Origin of the sequence: Sulfurimonas autotrophica DSM 16294, from assembly GCF_000147355.1 — a bacterium.
Taxonomy (GTDB): Bacteria; Campylobacterota; Campylobacteria; order Campylobacterales; family Sulfurimonadaceae; genus Sulfurimonas; species Sulfurimonas autotrophica.
Genome location: NC_014506.1, coordinates 867659 through 884377 on the forward strand (window position 1 = coordinate 867659; position 16719 = coordinate 884377).

A 16719-nucleotide genomic window follows, 5' to 3' on the forward strand; every position below is an offset into this window, starting at 1 on the left:
AAAACCTTTTTTAGATACAATTATATTCAAATTTATATATAAAAAGCATAAAATGAACTTAGAAGAATTAAGAAAAGAACGACAAAAGTGGATGACATGGAAAAATATAGCACCGCTCAGAGAAGCAATACAAAGTCTTGAAGATGTTACATGTAATGTTACTCTTGGCGATGTTGTAAAAATATCTGGCGATTTCGATGAAAAAAAGATTTATGAAACAGCAAGAATGCTTATGCCATGGCGTAAAGGGCCTTTTGAAATTGGGAAGACATTTATAGACAGTGAGTGGAAAAGTTATGTAAAATATAATCTGCTTAGACCCTATTTTGATTTAAAAGATAAAAGAGTTGCCGATATAGGGTGTAATAACGGCTACTATATGTTTCGTATGCAGGAAGATGAGCCGAAATCGTTGGTAGGTTTTGACCCGTCACCGCTGTATAAAACGCAGTTTGATTTTATAAATCATTTTGTCAAAAGTGATATTGTGTATGAGCTCTTAGGTGTTGAACATCTTGAGTTTTATGAAGAGAAGTTTGATACCATCTTTTGTTTAGGTGTTTTGTATCATAGAAGCGATCCTGTTGCAATGCTGAAGTCATTATATAAAGGGCTGGATAAAAAAGGCGAAGTTATTTTAGATACCTTTTATATAGACGGGGAGGAAGAAACGGCATTATGTCCGAAATTTTCGTATTCTAAAATACCCAATATTTATTTTGTACCGACGATAAAAGCATTGAAAAATTGGTGTCTGCGAGCAGGATTTAATGACTTTGAAGTGTTACATACTTCTGTAACTGATGCCGGAGAACAACGTAAAACGGAGTGGATAGAGGGACAGTCATTAGAAGATTTTTTAGACCCTGAGGACAGCAGTAAAACAGTGGAAGGTTACCCGGCACCCCAAAGAGTGTATGTAAGATTGATAAAGGATAAAAAATAATGGAAAATGAACAAGCTGAAGATGACTTAGAACTTGATGAGTATCAAAATCCTGAAAATCAGGTGATGATTAAAACGCATGAAAGAATAAACCAAAATCTTTGCGGTGAAATTGTAAAGATGGAAGAGGGCTATGTTGAACTCAGCCTCACAACTATTCCTGATATGCTTGCCGATGATGTCGGACTGATTCATGGCGGCTTTATTTTCGGTGCTGCCGATTATGCGGCTATGCTTGCGGTTAATGAGCGCAATGTGGTGTTGGTTGCAAGTGACTGCCAGTTTCTCTCCCCTGTCAAGCTGCATGATGTTGTCGATGTAGTAGCCCGCCTCCGGCACAAAGAAGGACGAAAAAGAAATGTACATGTACAGGCCTTTGTCCTTGACATAAAAGTTTTTGAAGGAGAATTTAAAACTGTTATAACCGAAAAGCATATTCTTAAGTTAAAACTACTAGAAGATGAAGAGAAAATGAGCGGAACCCAAAATTCGCAAAGACAGAAGTCTTAGCATTTTTTAGCAGTGAGTAAAAATACTCCAAAATCTTTACGAGGTTTGTTGATAGTGTTTATATTTTGTATTTTTATATCATCAAATCCATGCTTTTGTACGATTTCACATAGAGTTTGTGCATCAAACCCAAAATGGTGAACGCCCGTGTTGTCTGAATGAAAGCTTCCGTCTTCACTCTCTAAATCAGCGATGGCTATAAATCCGTTTGTTTTAATATTGTTATAAATAGTTTTGAAAAAAGCATCTAAATCTTCTACATGATGCAGTGTCATAGAGCTGATAAGCCCGTCAAATTGCTGTTGAAGAGGCTCTTTTATAATATCTTGATGATAAGCTTTTATTTGTAACTCGGGCGTATTTTTTTCTTCAAGTTTTTCCAGCATTTTTGCAGAGGTATCAATACCGTAAACCTGTTTGACTTTTGGTGCAACACTGAAGCCTAGCAATCCTGTACCGACACCAAAATCTAAAATTTCCATATCTTTACTCAGCTGTATTTCTTTTTCTATGGCATCTGCAATTATTTTTGCTCCATTGACGCGTATGTCACCGCTGTCCCAGTTTTGTGCTTTATCTTTGAAGTGGTCTTGCATCTGTTTTGCCTTTATAGTTGATTTATCCAGTAATCTGCATACTGCTGTTCTTGTTGTATTGTTGTGTTTTCACCATGACCCGGATAGACAGTTTTATTATAAGGAATTTGTTTAAATTTTTGTAAAGATTTTTTCATATCTTGCGGGCTGGAGTATGGAAAATCTGTTCTTCCGATACTGCGGTTAAAAATAAAATCACCGCTGAACATTGCATTGCCTATCTCAATTGTAGAACATCCTCTACTGTGTCCCGGAAAATGGGTAAATTTAACCTTGACACCGTCAAAATCAATCTCTTCATCGCCCTCAACTGCCACATCAGGTATAGAAGGCGGCAGATCAGGCATCCATTCACTACTTTGAAGCAGAAAAACATCATCTTTTGGCGTGTAGAGTTTAATGCCCAGTTTTTCTTGCAGTTCGGCATTGCTCCAGACGTGGTCAAAGTGCCCGTGTGTATTTAAAATTGCCACAGGGTTAGTGACATTGTCCAAAACCCACTTTGTTGCACCGACACCGGGGTCTATAATGAAATCTTTGCCATCAATGGTGGCAATGTAGCAATTGGTCTGGTACGGTCCCATAGGCTGCTTTTTTATCTGCATCATAATCTCTTTTTTAGCATAATTATACCATTATATCGGTATGAATTTTTATAAAGAATTAGAGTTAATTTTACAAATAAAATCGCCCAAAGAAAAAATCAGTAAATTTAATGATTTTTATACACAATATAAAGCCGGTAATGTAAAATTTGAAAAAAACTATAAAGCAAAAGAGTTTTTAGAGCCCTCATACAGTGTTACATGTAACATAGTACCGCCTCATGATGTGCCAAAAAGAAGCAACTTAACCACAAAAGAGGGACAGATAAATCTGCTGCATGCCATTGCCCATATAGAGTACAGTGCCATAGATTTAGCACTTGACGGGGCATATAGGTTTGCCGATTTACCAAAAAGCTATTATGATGACTGGCTCGAAGTTGCAGATGATGAAATACGCCACTTTTTACTGCTTGAAAAACTTTTAAATGAACTTGGTGCCGAGTACGGGGATGCGGAAGTGCACAATGCCCTATTTGAAGCAAGCCAAAGAACACAGACCTTGATTGAGCGAATGGCAGTGGTACCGCGCTATCTTGAAGCAAACGGCTTGGATGCTACACCGATGATACTGCAAAAAATACAAAGAATGCCAAAAAATAAAATGCTTGAGAAAATCACAAATACCTTACATGTAATACTGCAAGAAGAAGTTTCACATGTAAAAAAAGGTGATGCTTGGTTCTCTTATGCATGTCAATGCGAGGGTGTGACAAATGATATATATTTTGATATAATAGATAAATATTATCCGCAAGGATTTTTGCGCCCTAAAAATTTAAACCTGCAGGCAAGAAAAGAGGCTGGGTTTTCTTGTAAAGAGTTGAATTTTATGGCTAAAAAAGAGCTTTGCAGGGAAAATTAGATATAATCTGTTTTGTTAATAATTTCTAAAGGTTAAAGAGACACAATGAGCAAATATTCACAGATTACCGATTACCTGACGCTTTTTTTGGATAATGAAGTCAAAAAAACAGGGATTACAAAAGTTGTGCTCGGTTTAAGTGGCGGACTTGACTCTGCTGTGGTTGCTGTTTTAGCTCACAAAGCTTTTGGAGATGATTTGTTGTGTGTTAAGATGCCTTCACAATATTCATCGCAAAGTTCCCTAGATGATGCAGATGAACTCTGCAGAGACTTTGGACTCAAAGCAATTACTTGTTCAGTTGAGTCGATGCTTCGAGCGTATGAAGAGATGAACCCTGATTTGGATAATTTGCGAAAAGGAAATTTTTCTGCCCGTATGCGAATGGCAACGCTGTTTGATATTTCAGCAAGAGAAAATGCTTTGGTCTTAGGAACAAGCAATAAAAGTGAGTTAATGCTTGGATATGGAACACTGTATGGAGATTTGGCATCAGCAATAAATCCCATAGGCGATTTATATAAAAGCGAAGTTTTTGAATTAGCACGCTATTTGGAAGTAAGTAAAAGTATTATTGAAAAACCGCCTTCGGCTGATTTATGGAGCGGTCAAAGTGATGAAGCCGATTTAGGTTACACGTATTCTCAGCTTGATGAAGCTATGAAACTTTATGTGGATGAGAGACTTTCACGTGAAGAAGTTATAGCAAAAGGTGTCGATGAGAAGATGTTGGACATGATAATAAAAAGAATTTTTAGAAATCAATTTAAAAGAAAAATGCCAGTAATTGCAAAGTTGACATCAAGAACATTGAATCATGACTTTAATTATCCTCGTGATATTACACTATAAGATTAAGGAGTAAGAAATGAAAAATGAAGAATTAAATATACCATTTAATAAATACGAAAGTTCAAGAGATGCACATTCAAATGTGAGTGATGCACTTGATGGAGAAGATATACATCAGGTTGAAAAACTTGAAGAAGAATTTTGTGAGTATGTCGGCTCTGAATATGCACTTGCTACTTCTCATGGCACATCAGCGCTTCATCTTGCCATGCTTGCTCTTGATTTAAAACGCGGAGATAAAGTTATTTGCAGTGTAAATTCGCACCCAAGCGTGCCTGAGGTTGTTCGTCATTTTGATGCAGAACCTGTGTTTATAGATATAGCAGAAGATTCATATAATATTAATCTTGATAAATTAGAAAATTATTTAGAAGACAACAAATCAAAAAAACTTAAAGCTGTCATTATTACTCATCTTGGCGGTGTTACTGTTGATTTGGACAGAGTTTATTCAATGGCTTCTATTTATGGCGTGAAAATCGTTGAAGATGCAAGTGATGCGCTAGGTGCTACATACAAGGGACAAAAAATAGGTGCAACAGGTGCGGATATAGTTTGTTTTAATTTTTCTCCACACCTGAAGAAAAACATTTGTAATGGTGGAATGCTTGTAAGCAATGATGAAGATATAATGCAAAGAGCAAGACTGCTGGCAAATCATGCGATGGTACGTGATGAAGATGCATTAGAATATATTTATGATGTTATAGATATAGGAAATGACTACTCACTGAGTCATTTAAATGCTGCATATATTCGTGCACAGGTAAAAGAGCAGGATGCCAATATAGCAAGACAAAAAGAGATTGCAAAAATGTATACTGGGGCACTTAATGGTATTGAACATGTTACTACGCCTGATATGAGCAATAAAGAGAATCCTTTTTCTTTGTATATTGTAAAAATAGACAAAAACCGTGACTCTTTCGCCGTAGCACTTAAAGAAGAGGGCATCGGTACAGGTCTGCATTATATTCCACTGCACCTTTTAACATACTATAAAAGTAAATATTCGCTTCGTGTGAATGATTTTCCTGTAGCATTGCGCTCATTTCAACAGGTGCTTTCACTGCCTATTTATGCAAGTATGAGTGATGAAGACGTGAAAAGCGTTATAAGCAAAATCAAAAAAATAGCAAAAACAAGAGTTTAATTCTTTGAAAAAAGCACTTGTTTTTTGGGTTGAAAAATATTTTTACAACCCAAACCTTTTGCAAAAACTTCTTTCATACTTACTGCTCCCACTTAGTTGGCTTTATTGTTTTATTATGTACCTGCGTTTTCGATTGAAAAGAGCTGAAGATTTCGACATAAATATTATCAGTGTCGGAAATTTGACTGTCGGCGGCAGTGGAAAAACACCGCTAGTGACGGCTTTGGCGCAAAAATATGCGAAACCGGCAGTGATTCTTCGCGGGTACGGCCGTAAATCAAGCGGAATGATTGTTGTCAAAGATGAAAACGGCATACTTTGCGATGTAGACAAAAGCGGTGATGAAGCGATGATATATGCTAAAAAACTTTCACATGCAGTGGTTATAGTCAGTGAAAATAGAAAAACGGCGATACATAAGGCAAAGGAGCTGGGCTGTGAAGTTATTTTTTTAGATGATGCCTACTCCAAGCATAATATTAAAAAGAAAGATATTCTTATACATGTAGAGACACAAAACAACTTTTGTCTGCCCTCGGGTCCGTATCGTGAAAGATTATGGCAGAGTAAAGAAGCTCTTATTGTCCAAGAAGGCATAGACTTTACACGTGAGGTACATGTACAAAACCCTACACAAAAAATGAGTCTTGTTACCGCTATAGCCAGACCCCAAAGACTCGATGAGTACCTGCCTCCCGTGATAGCAAAACACTATTTTGAAGACCATCACAATTTTACAAAAGAAGAACTTGAAGCAATTTTGCAAAAAGATAAGGCAACATCTTTGTTGGTAACATTTAAAGATTACGTAAAGATGGAAACCTTCGGACTGCCGCTTTCACTTCTGGATTTGGAAGTAAAAGTGAAAGAGGATGTAGTTAAAAAGTTTGTTTTTTAATTATTCTTTTTGTAAGAATTCTTAAACCGATTTCTATGAGAAATGCCAATACAAATCCTATAGCAATGTAATACCCAACATTCGGAATATGTTTGGATGTATATTGCAGTGCCAAAATTATGGCTATAAACATAGTTACAATCGCTAAAAGCAGTAGAACAGTTGAAGCACCGGTATGTTTTCTTTTAAGCAGATGGCCAATATGCACAAGCGCATGAATAAACAGCATTGAAATAGACCCGATTGCCGCAATTTCTTGTAAATCAAAAAACAGTATGAGAAATATCAAAAAGACAGCACTAATAATGAGCCCTTCTGTCGAATTGTAAACATTTCTTTCATACACCTCGGGAAGATCCCCGTTTTTTGCCATATCATAGGTTACATTGGTAACTGCGTAAAGATTTGCATTAATTGATGATGAAGTAGAAATAAGTGCTGCTATTGCCATGATAGTAAAGCCAATCTGCCCAAAAACAGGTTTTGCGGCTTCGGCAAGGGCATAATCCTGCGCTTTGATTATCTCAGGCAGAGTCAAGTTTCCAAATACGGCAAATGTTACAGTTATATAAAGAGCCATAACTAAAAGAATGGCAACCGTCATAGATTTCATCATAAGTTTTGAAGGGTCTGGCATATCTTCTGCCGTATTGGTTATGACACGAAAGCCTTCATAAGCAAAAAATGTCAAAGCAATAGACGAAAATATATTTAAAACAGGCGGTGCATCTTTAATAGATAAATAAGATGGATGGATATAAAACGAGACTACAACGGTAAATAATATAATGATTGAGAGTTTTATTATAACAATTGTATTTTCACTTTTTGCTATGAGTGTACTTCCTGCGAGATTAATTGCTACAAAAGTAAGTAGAATTCCTATGGCAAAGATATTTGCATAATCCGTACTGGGAGAGGTCATCATCATAGAAGCATAGGTACCGAATGTTTTTGTAACCATAGCAATAGCTACAATGGCAGAGAGATAAAAAAGAACAGCTACAGATCCGGAAAAAACTCCTTCTCCATAACATTGCACAAGATATTCTACAATCCCTCCGCGACTTGGGTATGCCGAAGCCAGTTTGGCAAGAGAATATCCGCTGAGCAGTGCTATTATGCCGCCGAGTATAAAAGATATCCACACTAAATTACCTGCAATCGCACCCGCTTCACCGAGCAGAACAAAAATACCGGCTCCAACCATAGAGCCGATGCCTAAGAAGACAGCACTCCAGAGTCCAAATGCTTTATTCTTCATCTATTTTGTCATCTTTTTAAAAATAGAGCCTGTTACAATAAGAGCAAACCCGTCAAAGAACAGACTGAAACCGACTAGCAGTCCTATAAGATATGTCGATGTAAACGGCCAGCCGACGATGAATAAAATACCGATAAGCATTGAAAATATTGCATTAATCAGCCACCAGCCCCAACCTTTTGCCGGGCGCATGGTCATAGCAATAGAAAAACTTGCAAATGAATCCATAAAAAAGTAAATTGCCAAAAGCAGACCTACCGTACCGATACCCGTCATAGGATAAAATATCATAAGCAGTCCGATGCCTATAAGTATAAAACTCTTTAGCCAGCCCAAATAATCTCTTTTGTCACTCAAATAGGTAAAATACCCGGCCATAAAACCGCCAAATATCATCAGCCATGCAACAAAAGTTACCGTTGCAAGTGTCATAAAGACAGGGTAAATAATACCAATTACACCTAAAATAATAAAAATTACACCCGTAATTTTTGAATATTTACTAAATTTGTCAAACAGATTTTCATTTATAGGATAGTTCCACATATCTTTCTCCTAGTAATTATAAAACTGGTGGGAACATGACAGCTCCAAACAGTGCGCTGATAGCCCAAATGACTACAGAAAGTATGAAAATAGCAGGAATAGATGCCAATGCCAATTTTACTAAAAATACAACTAAATCTAAAAAGGGTATATCTAAACCTTTTATTATGACCTCTTTGTCTTCCATAAGAAATCCTTTATATTCTTTTTCAGACAGATTGTAACATTAATGCTGTAAACGTAATACCACAAAAGTAACATTTATTGTTTTTTATATTGATAGATGATGAAAAAGAAGAAAAACAAAAAAATGACAACAGAAAGATGATGCTGTATAAATACCAAAACATCAATGGCATTTTGTCCAAAATAAAATCCGAGTGTGGTAAAAGTTACCGCCCAAAGTACTACTCCGAGAGTATCTAAAATAAGAAATTTTATAAAGCTGTATCCTGAACTGCCAAGAACTAAAAGTGCCGGAATGTGCGTACCATATATAAAACGTTCAAATATAATAATCCAGCTGCCATATTTTTGAAACCATTTTCTATACTCTTTATTTTGGTTTCATAGTTTCTTAGTATATTTTCTGCATAAGAAAAGTGTTCGTATAAAAAGTTATAAATATCCATATGAAATTGTATCTTAATTAGTTTGTATTTTACTTTGCGGAAGCAAGGTTTTAACCTTGTTTTCTAGGCTTCAAAGCAATTTAGCCCAGACTACAGAAAAAAACTTAGCAAATAATCTTTAAATAATCTAATCTTGGATAAAATTGCAGCATTATTATTGCACTAAGGAAATTATATTGCAGGCAAAAATCGAAACAGTAAAAACACTTCTTGACGCGCTGCCGTTTATACGGGAGTTTAGAAAAGAGATAGTCGTTATAAAATATGGCGGTTCCGCACAAACCTCTCCACAGCTTAAAGAGAAGTTTGCCGAAGATATTTTACTTATGTATCTTGTGGGTATCAAACCTGTAATCGTACATGGCGGCGGGAAAAAGATTACCGATATGCTGGATGCGCTTAAAATTGATACACAGTTTATAGACGGGCAGCGTGTCACTACAAAAGAGACCATGCGAATCGTTGAGATGATACTTAGCGGTGAGATAAATAAAGAGATAGTTTCACTGCTGAATTCTCACGGAGCCAAAGCAATAGGTATCAGCGGGAAAGATGCTCATTTTATCAGTGCCCGTGCCAAAGATTTTTCTAAATGGGGATTGACGGGAAATATAACCAATGTAAAAGCAGAAGTTATCTCTAACTTAATCAAAGAGAATTTTGTGCCGGTTATCGCACCGATTGCAGCCGGTGAGGAGATGGGACATCCGGGCTATAACATTAATGCAGATTTATGTGCATCATACGTTGCAAAAGCAATAGGGGCTAATAAAATAATCTTTTTGACAGACACAGAAGGCGTGCTTAACAATGAAAAACAACTGCTCTCAACCCTTACAAAAGATGAGGTAAAACTACTTAAAGACAATGGAACGATTCATGGCGGCATGGTGCCTAAGGTTGATGCCTGTTTAGAGGCGATTGACGGCGGGGTGCAAAAGGCGCATATCATTGACGGCAGACTTGAACACTCAATGTTACTTGAACTTTTTACATCAGAGGGTGTAGGCACACAAATAGTTAAGTAAGCTTTGTTATAATCGCGTAAATTTTAAAATAAAGGAAAGAAAAATATGAGTTACAGCGCACTGTTTGAAGATGAAGAAGATATCTTTGGAGGTTCTCCAAGATCAAAATTTATGGATGTGGTTTTTAATGCAAACAACGATATTGTGAGACAGGAGTTAGAAAACTTTATAGAAAAAGCCGCTACAATGGAGCTGATGCTTGAAGAGCAGTTGGGTGAAGATGTCGATGATGCAATTGCAAGATACAAAAATAGTCATCTTGATGATGTCAATACAAAAACAAAAAGTATTTTTGTTGAAATTATGGGCAGTATCCTTTCTCAAAGCGAATAATTGTTGCAAAGTATTTTACAGGTTTTTTTGACAGTATTATTACTTTTTAACGCTGCTCTTTTTGCAAATGATTTACAAGATGTGAAAGAAATTTCACTCAAAAAGGATGAGCAAAAGAAAATTCTTGTAAAATACGACAACAAAACAAGACTCTTTAAATTTAGATGGACTTTGTACATCAATGACGGACTTGTAATTTTACGCTCATATGATAAAACGGTGGCGCAAAATATACTGTACTTAAATCATAAAAATCAAAGTTTTCGGGTTGAATTAAAAACCCGCGGCGCAGATTTTTATAATGTACCTTATATACTGGTTAAATTTAAAGAGTTTGATGCAAAAAAAAATATTGCAAGGTTTGAGCTTTATTTATCTGATGATAAAGACCAAATAAGTTTAGAAATATTGAAAAATAAACAAAAGACGAGATAAATGCAAAGAGTAGAAGCACAAATAAAAAGACTGATTGACGAGTGTGATTATGATGAGGTAACTCGTCTATTTGCAACACTGCAAGGCGGTAAAAGACTTCGGGCAAAACTTATTCTTAAAATTGCCCCAGAGCATAAAGATGCACCTTTGCTGGCTGCTATTGTTGAGCTTATTCATGCGGCTTCACTTTTGCATGATGATGTCATTGATGATGCAATGACGAGACGCGGTGAAGCCTCTGTCAACGCAACAGACGGCAGTAAAACAGCTGTAATGCTCGGTGATATTTTATACTCCAAAGCATTCACGGAACTGGTTGCCTTTGACAAAAAAGTAGCACAAACAATCGCATCATCAGTTACAGCACTTTCAAAAGGCGAGATGATGGATGTAGAAATGGCACAAAATTTTAATGCTGATGAAGAGCGTTATCTTGATATGCTTTATCTTAAAACGGCAACACTTATAGAAGCTGCTGCAAAAGCCAGTGCGCTTTTGGCGGGTAAAGATGCTGATAAGCATGCACTTTACGGCAGAAACCTTGGACTCTCTTTTCAAATTATTGATGATATTCTTGATATTACGGCAGATGAAGCTACACTTGGTAAACCTGCAATGAATGATTATGTTGAGGGGAAATGTACGCTGCCGTATATTTATCTTTATGAAAAATTGGATGATATAGAGAGAGAAAAGCTTGTTGCACTTCATGCCAAGAAGCCTGCACCGGAGGAACTGCTTTGGATGCAGGAAAAAATGCAAGAGCATAAAACAATAGAAAAATCTTTCAAACTTGCAAAGCAGCTCTCGGATGAAGCAAAACAGGCTATGAGTGAAGATGAAGATTTAGTCAATATTTTAGATACTATGATAAAAAGAAGTTATTAATGCATTATTTAACCGTTAGCCTTTCACATAAAAACAGTGATATTACAATCAGAGAAAAATTCACTTATACAGATGAAGAAAAAGAGGCATGTCTGCAAAGACTTTTGCGCTCGCCTAATGTAAGTGAAGCCATGATGCTCGCTACATGTAACAGAATGGAATTGTATGTCTGCTGCAGCGATATTGAAGAAGCGACAAAGCATATTATTAAGCTTTTGACATTTAAAGCCGGCTTGAGTGAAGAATTCTTATATGAAACGGCTGAAATAGTGGATGACAGTAGTGCTATTCATCATCTTTTTGCGGTTGCGAGCTCTATAGACTCTATGGTAGTCGGTGAGACACAAATTGCAGGACAGCTAAAAGATGCTTTTAAATTTTCATATGACAGAGGTTACTCGGCAAAAAAAATGTCCAGAGCACTCTCTCATGCATTTAAATGTGCTGCAAAAGTAAGAAATCTTACAGATATCTCTTCAAAACCGGTTTCTGTGGCCTCTGTGGCGATTAAACAGATTAAAGAAAAGATACAAAATTTAGAAGAGAAAAAAGCACTTGTTATCGGTGTGGGTGAAATGAGTGAGATATGTGCAAAACATCTCATCTCTGACGGTGTAAAAACATACATTACAAACAGAACAAAACAAAAGGCTGAGACCTTGGCAAAAGAGTGTCGTGCCGAAGTGTATGAGTTTGGAAATTTAGATCAAGCGGTCAATGAGTTTGATATTATATTTACCGCTACGAGTGCAGCATATCCGATTATTACAAATGATTTAATAGAAGATGTGGAGTTTGAGAGATTTTGGTTTGATTTGGCTATTCCAAGAGATATTGATTTAGACGGCAGAGAAGATATTTATCTTTTTGTTGTGGATGATATAAAAACTATAGTCGATGCAAACAAATCAGAACGTGAACAGTATGTACGACAGGCGCATGGAATAGTCGGACGAGGTGTCGTAGAATTTTTTGAATGGCTGGATGCACTTAATGTGGAACCGATTATAAAAGAGATCTATAAAAAAGCAGATATCTCCGTTAAAGAAGAGACGCAAAGGGCCATAAAAAAAGGCTTTATTCCAAAAGAGTATGAACAAGAAGCGCAAAAAATGGCACATCAGGCAATAAAAAGATTTTTGCATGATATGACGAAAAAAATGCGTAAGGCTTCGCATGAAGCCAAAAGTGACACAGTAACGGGAGCTATGCAGTATATTCTCAATGATGAACATGACAACATTCCCGACCAATACAAACACCATTTGAAAAAGGATTAAAATTTGAGAAGAAGTAAAGCTTTCATACCGACAACAAAAGAAGCACCTTCCGATGCTACACTTCCAAGTCATATATTTTTATCACGCGCAGGATTTATAACACAGGTTGCCGCCGGTTTATATAATTATCTGCCTCTTGCAAAAAGAGTTATTAAAAAAATAGAAAACATCATCAATGAAGAGATGACAAAAATCGGCGCGCAGGAAGTCGAACTCTCTTTTGTAACACCGGCTGAATTATGGCAGGAAAGCGGAAGAATAGAAAAGTTCGGCAAAGAGCTGCTTCGTTTTCACGACAGAAAAAACAACTTATTTGTACTTGGTCCTACGCATGAAGAGATGATGGTTGATGTAGTCCGAAACCGTGTGACTTCATATAAAAACCTGCCATTGAATCTTTATCAGATTAAGACAAAATTTCGTGATGAAGCCCGTCCTCGTTTTGGATTGATGCGTGGTCGTGAATTTATTATGAAAGACGGCTACTCTTTTCATGCGACGACAGAAGATTTAGACAGAGAATTTGACACGGTTGAAGAAGCGTATAAAAAAATATTGACGCGCTTGGGTCTTGATTTTAGAATTGTAGAGGCTGACAGCGGTGCTATCGGCGGCAGCGGTTCTAAAGAACTGATGGTATTGGCAGACAGTGGTGAAGATACAATTGCCGTCTGCTCAAAGTGCGAATACGGTGCAAATATAGAAGCGGCTTCAAGAAGCAAACGTTCACATATTCCTGAGGCTCCTGAAGTAACATTCAATAAATTTAAAACACCTGATGTAAAAACCATAGATGAACTTGCAGAATTCTTTAAAATAGACCCTTACTACACTATTAAATGTATTGCAAAAAGAGTTATTTATGAAGATGAAAGTGAAATCGTTCTTTTCTTTGTACGCGGGTGCGATAATCTTCAAGAAGTAAAAGCTGTGAATGCGACAGAAGCGCTTGACATAGTAGATGTTACAGAAGAAGAGCTTAAAGAAATCGGACTTGTGCCAGGTTTTATAGGACCGCTTGATCAAGACAAGGCAAAGCATGTGATAGACAGTGATTTAAAAGATGCCAAAGATATGATTTGCGGGGCGAATGAGGCAGGTTATCATTATATAGGCGTTGATTTATCAGTCCTGAGTGATGTAGCCTATTTTGAAGATATAGCAGAGGTAAATGAGGGTGATATTTGTCCTCATTGTGAGGAAGGTACGCTTTCATTTACAAAAGGCATTGAAGTCGGGCATATTTTTAAGCTTGGAACGACTTATTCTGAGGCATTAAAAGCTGAATTTTTAGATGAAAACGGCAAAGCACAGCCTTTTATTATGGGAACATATGGCATGGGTGTTTCAAGAATGGTTGCGGCTGTGATTGAACAGCACCATGACGACAACGGCTGTATTTGGACAAAAGCAACTGCGCCGTATATGGTAAATATTATGATAAGCAACATCAAAGATGAAGCACAGGTTCAAGCAGGAGAAAAACTTTATAAACAACTCCAGGATGCAGATGTGGAAGTGATGCTTGATGACAGAAAAGAGCGTTTCGGTTTTAAAATGAAAGATGCGGAGCTTATCGGGTTTCCATATACGATTGTCATTGGAAAAGAACTTGTAAACGGTCATATGCAGATTTTCGAGCGAGTAACAAAAGAAAAAACAGATATAAAAAGTGAAGAAATTTTTAATAAAATTATGGAATTAGTTTAGATGATTTATTTTTTGGTATATCTTTTTTTAGAAGTCCTTATATCGGTACAAATCTCCTCTGCCATAGGTGGACTTGCTACATTTTTTGAAATACTTTTTACTGCATTTATAGGGTTGTCAATATTGGTGAATTTCAGGAAAAATTTGATTGAAAATATGACGGCTGTTTCATATAACTGCATTGATTTGGAACAGTTTCAAAAATTGAACCTTTTTACTCTTATCGGGGCTATTTTACTTATTATTCCCGGATTTTTAACGGATATATTGGGTGTTTTAATGCAGTTTAGTGTTTTTACGAGTATGATTGTTAACCGTTATAATGTAAAATCAGGAAAATGTAACAGTTCTTTTGAAGAACAAAATAATATTAAAAAGGATTCAGATGTCATTGATGTTGAAATTATTGAGCATGACACTACTCTTAAGTAGTTTTGTTTATGCCAGCACAGCAAGTGAAAAAATCGAAGATTTTTTAGAAGATAAATTTAGTGAAAATCCTAAATTAAAATCAGCTGATGTACAGGTAGAAGAAGTTAGAGCTTTGAAGCAGCTGCCTAAATGGAATGCCTATATTATAGATGTTCAAGCTGTGTTGAAAAACAAACCCAAACAGCTTATAAAGCAAAAAATGATTTGGTTCTCAAACGGTGAGATGATTACAAAAGATTTGACAGATATCAATACAGGCGAGAGTCTGGTTGAACGTGTCAAACCGAAAGTTAAGCCTGAACATTATGCCAAAAACCATCTCATTTACGGCAGTACAGATGCAAGACATAAAGTAGTGATATTTTCAGACCCGCTATGTCCTTTTTGTAAAGGTTTTGTGCCTGGTGCCATTAAAAATATGAAAAAAGAGCCTCAAAAATTTGCAATTTATTATTATCATTTTCCACTGGCACGTATTCATCCTGCTTCTGTAACTTTGGTTAAAGCTGCGGTTGCTGCTGAACACAAAGGTACAAAGGATGTAATATTAAAACTTTATAATGTGAAAATTAACCCAAGAGAAAAAAACGCACAAAAAATACTTGATGCGTTTAATAAAGCTGAAGGGACACACATTACACTTAAAGATATCAACACTCCTGCAGTAATAAAGCAGTTAAACCATGACAAATTGGTGGCTAATGACCTTATGGTCGGAGGAACTCCGACAGTTTACTTAGATGGATCAGTAGACAACACCAAGAAAAAATACTTGAAAGTGAAGTAATGAAAAAATTAACAATAGCAACACGTGTTTCAGACTTGGCACTCTGGCAGGCATATCATATCAAAGAAAGGGTTGAAGTAAATTACCCTGAAATAGAAGTTGTACTTAATAAAATAGTGAGTAACGGTGATAAAGTTTTAGATAAACCTTTGGCTTTAATAGGCGGAAAAGGACATTTTACAAAAGAACTTGAAGATGAGATGCTTGCAGGGAATGCCGAACTTGCGGTACACAGTTTAAAGGATGTTCCGACATATATACCAGATGGTTTGGAACTTGTTGCTGTAACGCAAAGACAAGACCAAAGCGATGTTTTTTTATCGCACACCTATGCAACACTTGATGATTTGCCAAAAGGTGCAGTAGTGGGAACAACAAGTCTCAGACGCAGAATGCAGCTTTTGCAAAAACGTCCTGATTTAAAAGTAAAAGATTTACGAGGAAATGTAAATACACGATTAAGAAAGCTCAAAGAGGGTCAGTACGATGCTATTATTTTGGCATGGATAGGACTGAACAGACTTGACCTGCTTAAAGACATTCCTTATACGCAAAAACTCTCACTTGATATGATGATACCGCCTATGGGACAGGCTGCTCTTGGGATAGAAATTATAAGCGACAATGAAAAGGTGAGAGAAATTGCAAAAAGTCTTAATGATGAAGATACCTTTACATGTACACAGATTGAGAGAGATTTTATATCTAAAATCGGAGCGGGATGTTCTGCGCCGGTTGCTTGTAATGCTGTTATTGACGGTGATAATGTTGTTTTTAGAACGATGATAGGTTTTCCTGACGGAACAAATATTATGCAGAAAAAAGTTGTAAAATCAAAAAATGAGAGTGAAAATTTAGGCAAAGAACTTGCTCAGAAAATGATAAATAACGGGGCTTTAAAACTCTTAAAAAATGCAGAAAAAATTGCATTTAAAGATGAAATGCCACAAAGATTATAAA

The 16719-nt window shown here is 36.4% G+C and carries 21 protein-coding genes; 16 read left to right on the forward strand and 5 right to left on the reverse strand.

Going from position 1 to position 16719, the window contains the following annotated elements; all coding sequences use genetic code 11:
* The first annotated feature begins 52 nt into the window (after positions 1-52).
* Together cmoB and SAUT_RS04555 are read left to right on the forward strand one after the other, a co-directional pair.
* On the forward strand, positions 53-946 hold the full coding sequence (cmoB, locus tag SAUT_RS04550; protein WP_013326695.1) for a tRNA 5-methoxyuridine(34)/uridine 5-oxyacetic acid(34) synthase CmoB: 894 nt from the start codon (positions 53-55) through the stop codon (positions 944-946).
* Entirely contained in the window at positions 946-1455 is a 510-nt protein-coding gene (locus tag SAUT_RS04555) for a PaaI family thioesterase (RefSeq protein ID WP_013326696.1), read from the forward strand. The genes cmoB and SAUT_RS04555 overlap by 1 nt, the downstream gene beginning before the upstream one ends.
* On the opposite strand, the gene SAUT_RS04560 is transcribed toward SAUT_RS04555, so the two are convergent.
* The gene (locus SAUT_RS04560) at positions 1452-2051 is read right to left on the reverse strand and encodes a class I SAM-dependent DNA methyltransferase (RefSeq protein WP_013326697.1); all 600 of its coding nucleotides are present in this window, start codon (positions 2049-2051) and stop codon (positions 1452-1454) included. The two genes, SAUT_RS04555 and SAUT_RS04560, sit on opposite strands and share 4 nt — an antisense overlap.
* An 11-nt stretch (positions 2052-2062) precedes the next feature.
* Positions 2063-2656: an MBL fold metallo-hydrolase gene (locus tag SAUT_RS04565; RefSeq protein WP_013326698.1), complete on the reverse strand. Its 594-nt coding sequence runs from the start codon at positions 2654-2656 to the stop codon at positions 2063-2065.
* Positions 2657-2696: 40 nt separating this feature from the next.
* Here SAUT_RS04565 and SAUT_RS04570 point away from each other — a divergent pair, with 40 nt between their 5' ends.
* Genes SAUT_RS04570 through SAUT_RS04585 form a run of 4 tightly spaced genes read left to right on the forward strand, consistent with a single transcriptional unit; the run spans position 2697 to position 6424 of the window.
* A complete protein-coding gene (locus tag SAUT_RS04570; RefSeq protein WP_013326699.1) occupies positions 2697-3521 on the forward strand; it encodes a ferritin-like domain-containing protein in 825 nt (274 codons plus the stop codon).
* 45 nt (positions 3522-3566) lie between these two features.
* Complete coding sequence (locus tag SAUT_RS04575; RefSeq protein WP_013326700.1) at positions 3567-4373, forward strand: NAD+ synthase; 807 nt, start codon at positions 3567-3569, stop codon at positions 4371-4373.
* A 16-nt stretch (positions 4374-4389) separates the two neighbouring features.
* The gene (locus SAUT_RS04580; protein ID WP_013326701.1) at positions 4390-5526 is read left to right on the forward strand and encodes a DegT/DnrJ/EryC1/StrS family aminotransferase; all 1137 of its coding nucleotides are present in this window, start codon (positions 4390-4392) and stop codon (positions 5524-5526) included.
* Positions 5527-5530: 4 nt separating this feature from the next.
* Positions 5531-6424 (forward strand): tetraacyldisaccharide 4'-kinase, encoded by an 894-nt coding sequence (locus SAUT_RS04585; RefSeq protein WP_013326702.1) that lies wholly within the window; start codon positions 5531-5533, stop codon positions 6422-6424.
* On the opposite strand, the gene SAUT_RS04590 is transcribed toward SAUT_RS04585, so the two are convergent.
* Genes SAUT_RS04590 through SAUT_RS11345 form a run of 3 tightly spaced genes read right to left on the reverse strand, consistent with a single transcriptional unit; the run spans position 6405 to position 8421 of the window.
* Entirely contained in the window at positions 6405-7688 is a 1284-nt protein-coding gene (locus tag SAUT_RS04590) for an APC family permease (RefSeq protein ID WP_013326703.1), read from the reverse strand. The two genes, SAUT_RS04585 and SAUT_RS04590, sit on opposite strands and share 20 nt — an antisense overlap.
* Positions 7689-8234, reverse strand: coding sequence for an HdeD family acid-resistance protein (locus tag SAUT_RS04595; protein WP_013326704.1), 546 nt, complete (start codon positions 8232-8234; stop codon positions 7689-7691).
* Positions 8235-8250: 16 nt separating this feature from the next.
* Complete coding sequence (locus tag SAUT_RS11345) at positions 8251-8421, reverse strand: hypothetical protein (RefSeq protein ID WP_013326705.1); 171 nt, start codon at positions 8419-8421, stop codon at positions 8251-8253.
* 77 nt (positions 8422-8498) lie between these two features.
* Between SAUT_RS11345 and SAUT_RS11350 the strand changes: the two genes are divergently transcribed.
* The 10 genes from SAUT_RS11350 (at position 8499) to hemC (ending at position 16718) form a co-directional block, all read left to right on the forward strand.
* Complete coding sequence (locus tag SAUT_RS11350) at positions 8499-8660, forward strand: hypothetical protein (protein WP_169302249.1); 162 nt, start codon at positions 8499-8501, stop codon at positions 8658-8660.
* A gap of 382 nt (positions 8661-9042) precedes the next feature.
* A complete protein-coding gene (gene argB, locus SAUT_RS04600; protein ID WP_013326706.1) occupies positions 9043-9894 on the forward strand; it encodes an acetylglutamate kinase in 852 nt (283 codons plus the stop codon).
* A gap of 45 nt (positions 9895-9939) precedes the next feature.
* Complete coding sequence (locus tag SAUT_RS04605) at positions 9940-10227, forward strand: DUF2018 family protein (RefSeq protein ID WP_013326707.1); 288 nt, start codon at positions 9940-9942, stop codon at positions 10225-10227.
* Between the two features lie 27 nt (positions 10228-10254).
* On the forward strand, positions 10255-10662 hold the full coding sequence (locus SAUT_RS04610; RefSeq protein WP_013326708.1) for a hypothetical protein: 408 nt from the start codon (positions 10255-10257) through the stop codon (positions 10660-10662).
* On the forward strand, positions 10663-11550 hold the full coding sequence (locus SAUT_RS04615) for a polyprenyl synthetase family protein (protein WP_013326709.1): 888 nt from the start codon (positions 10663-10665) through the stop codon (positions 11548-11550). It abuts the gene before it with no gap.
* Positions 11550-12830 (forward strand): glutamyl-tRNA reductase, encoded by a 1281-nt coding sequence (hemA, locus tag SAUT_RS04620; protein WP_013326710.1) that lies wholly within the window; start codon positions 11550-11552, stop codon positions 12828-12830. The genes SAUT_RS04615 and hemA overlap by 1 nt, the downstream gene beginning before the upstream one ends.
* A 3-nt stretch (positions 12831-12833) precedes the next feature.
* Positions 12834-14540: a proline--tRNA ligase gene (locus tag SAUT_RS04625; protein ID WP_013326711.1), complete on the forward strand. Its 1707-nt coding sequence runs from the start codon at positions 12834-12836 to the stop codon at positions 14538-14540.
* Positions 14541-14972: an FxsA family protein gene (locus tag SAUT_RS04630; protein ID WP_013326712.1), complete on the forward strand. Its 432-nt coding sequence runs from the start codon at positions 14541-14543 to the stop codon at positions 14970-14972. It begins immediately after the preceding gene.
* Positions 14926-15759, forward strand: coding sequence for a DsbA family protein (locus SAUT_RS04635; RefSeq protein WP_013326713.1), 834 nt, complete (start codon positions 14926-14928; stop codon positions 15757-15759). The genes SAUT_RS04630 and SAUT_RS04635 overlap by 47 nt, the downstream gene beginning before the upstream one ends.
* Positions 15759-16718: a hydroxymethylbilane synthase gene (gene hemC, locus SAUT_RS04640; protein ID WP_013326714.1), complete on the forward strand. Its 960-nt coding sequence runs from the start codon at positions 15759-15761 to the stop codon at positions 16716-16718. The genes SAUT_RS04635 and hemC overlap by 1 nt, the downstream gene beginning before the upstream one ends.
* Position 16719 lies beyond the last annotated feature (1 nt).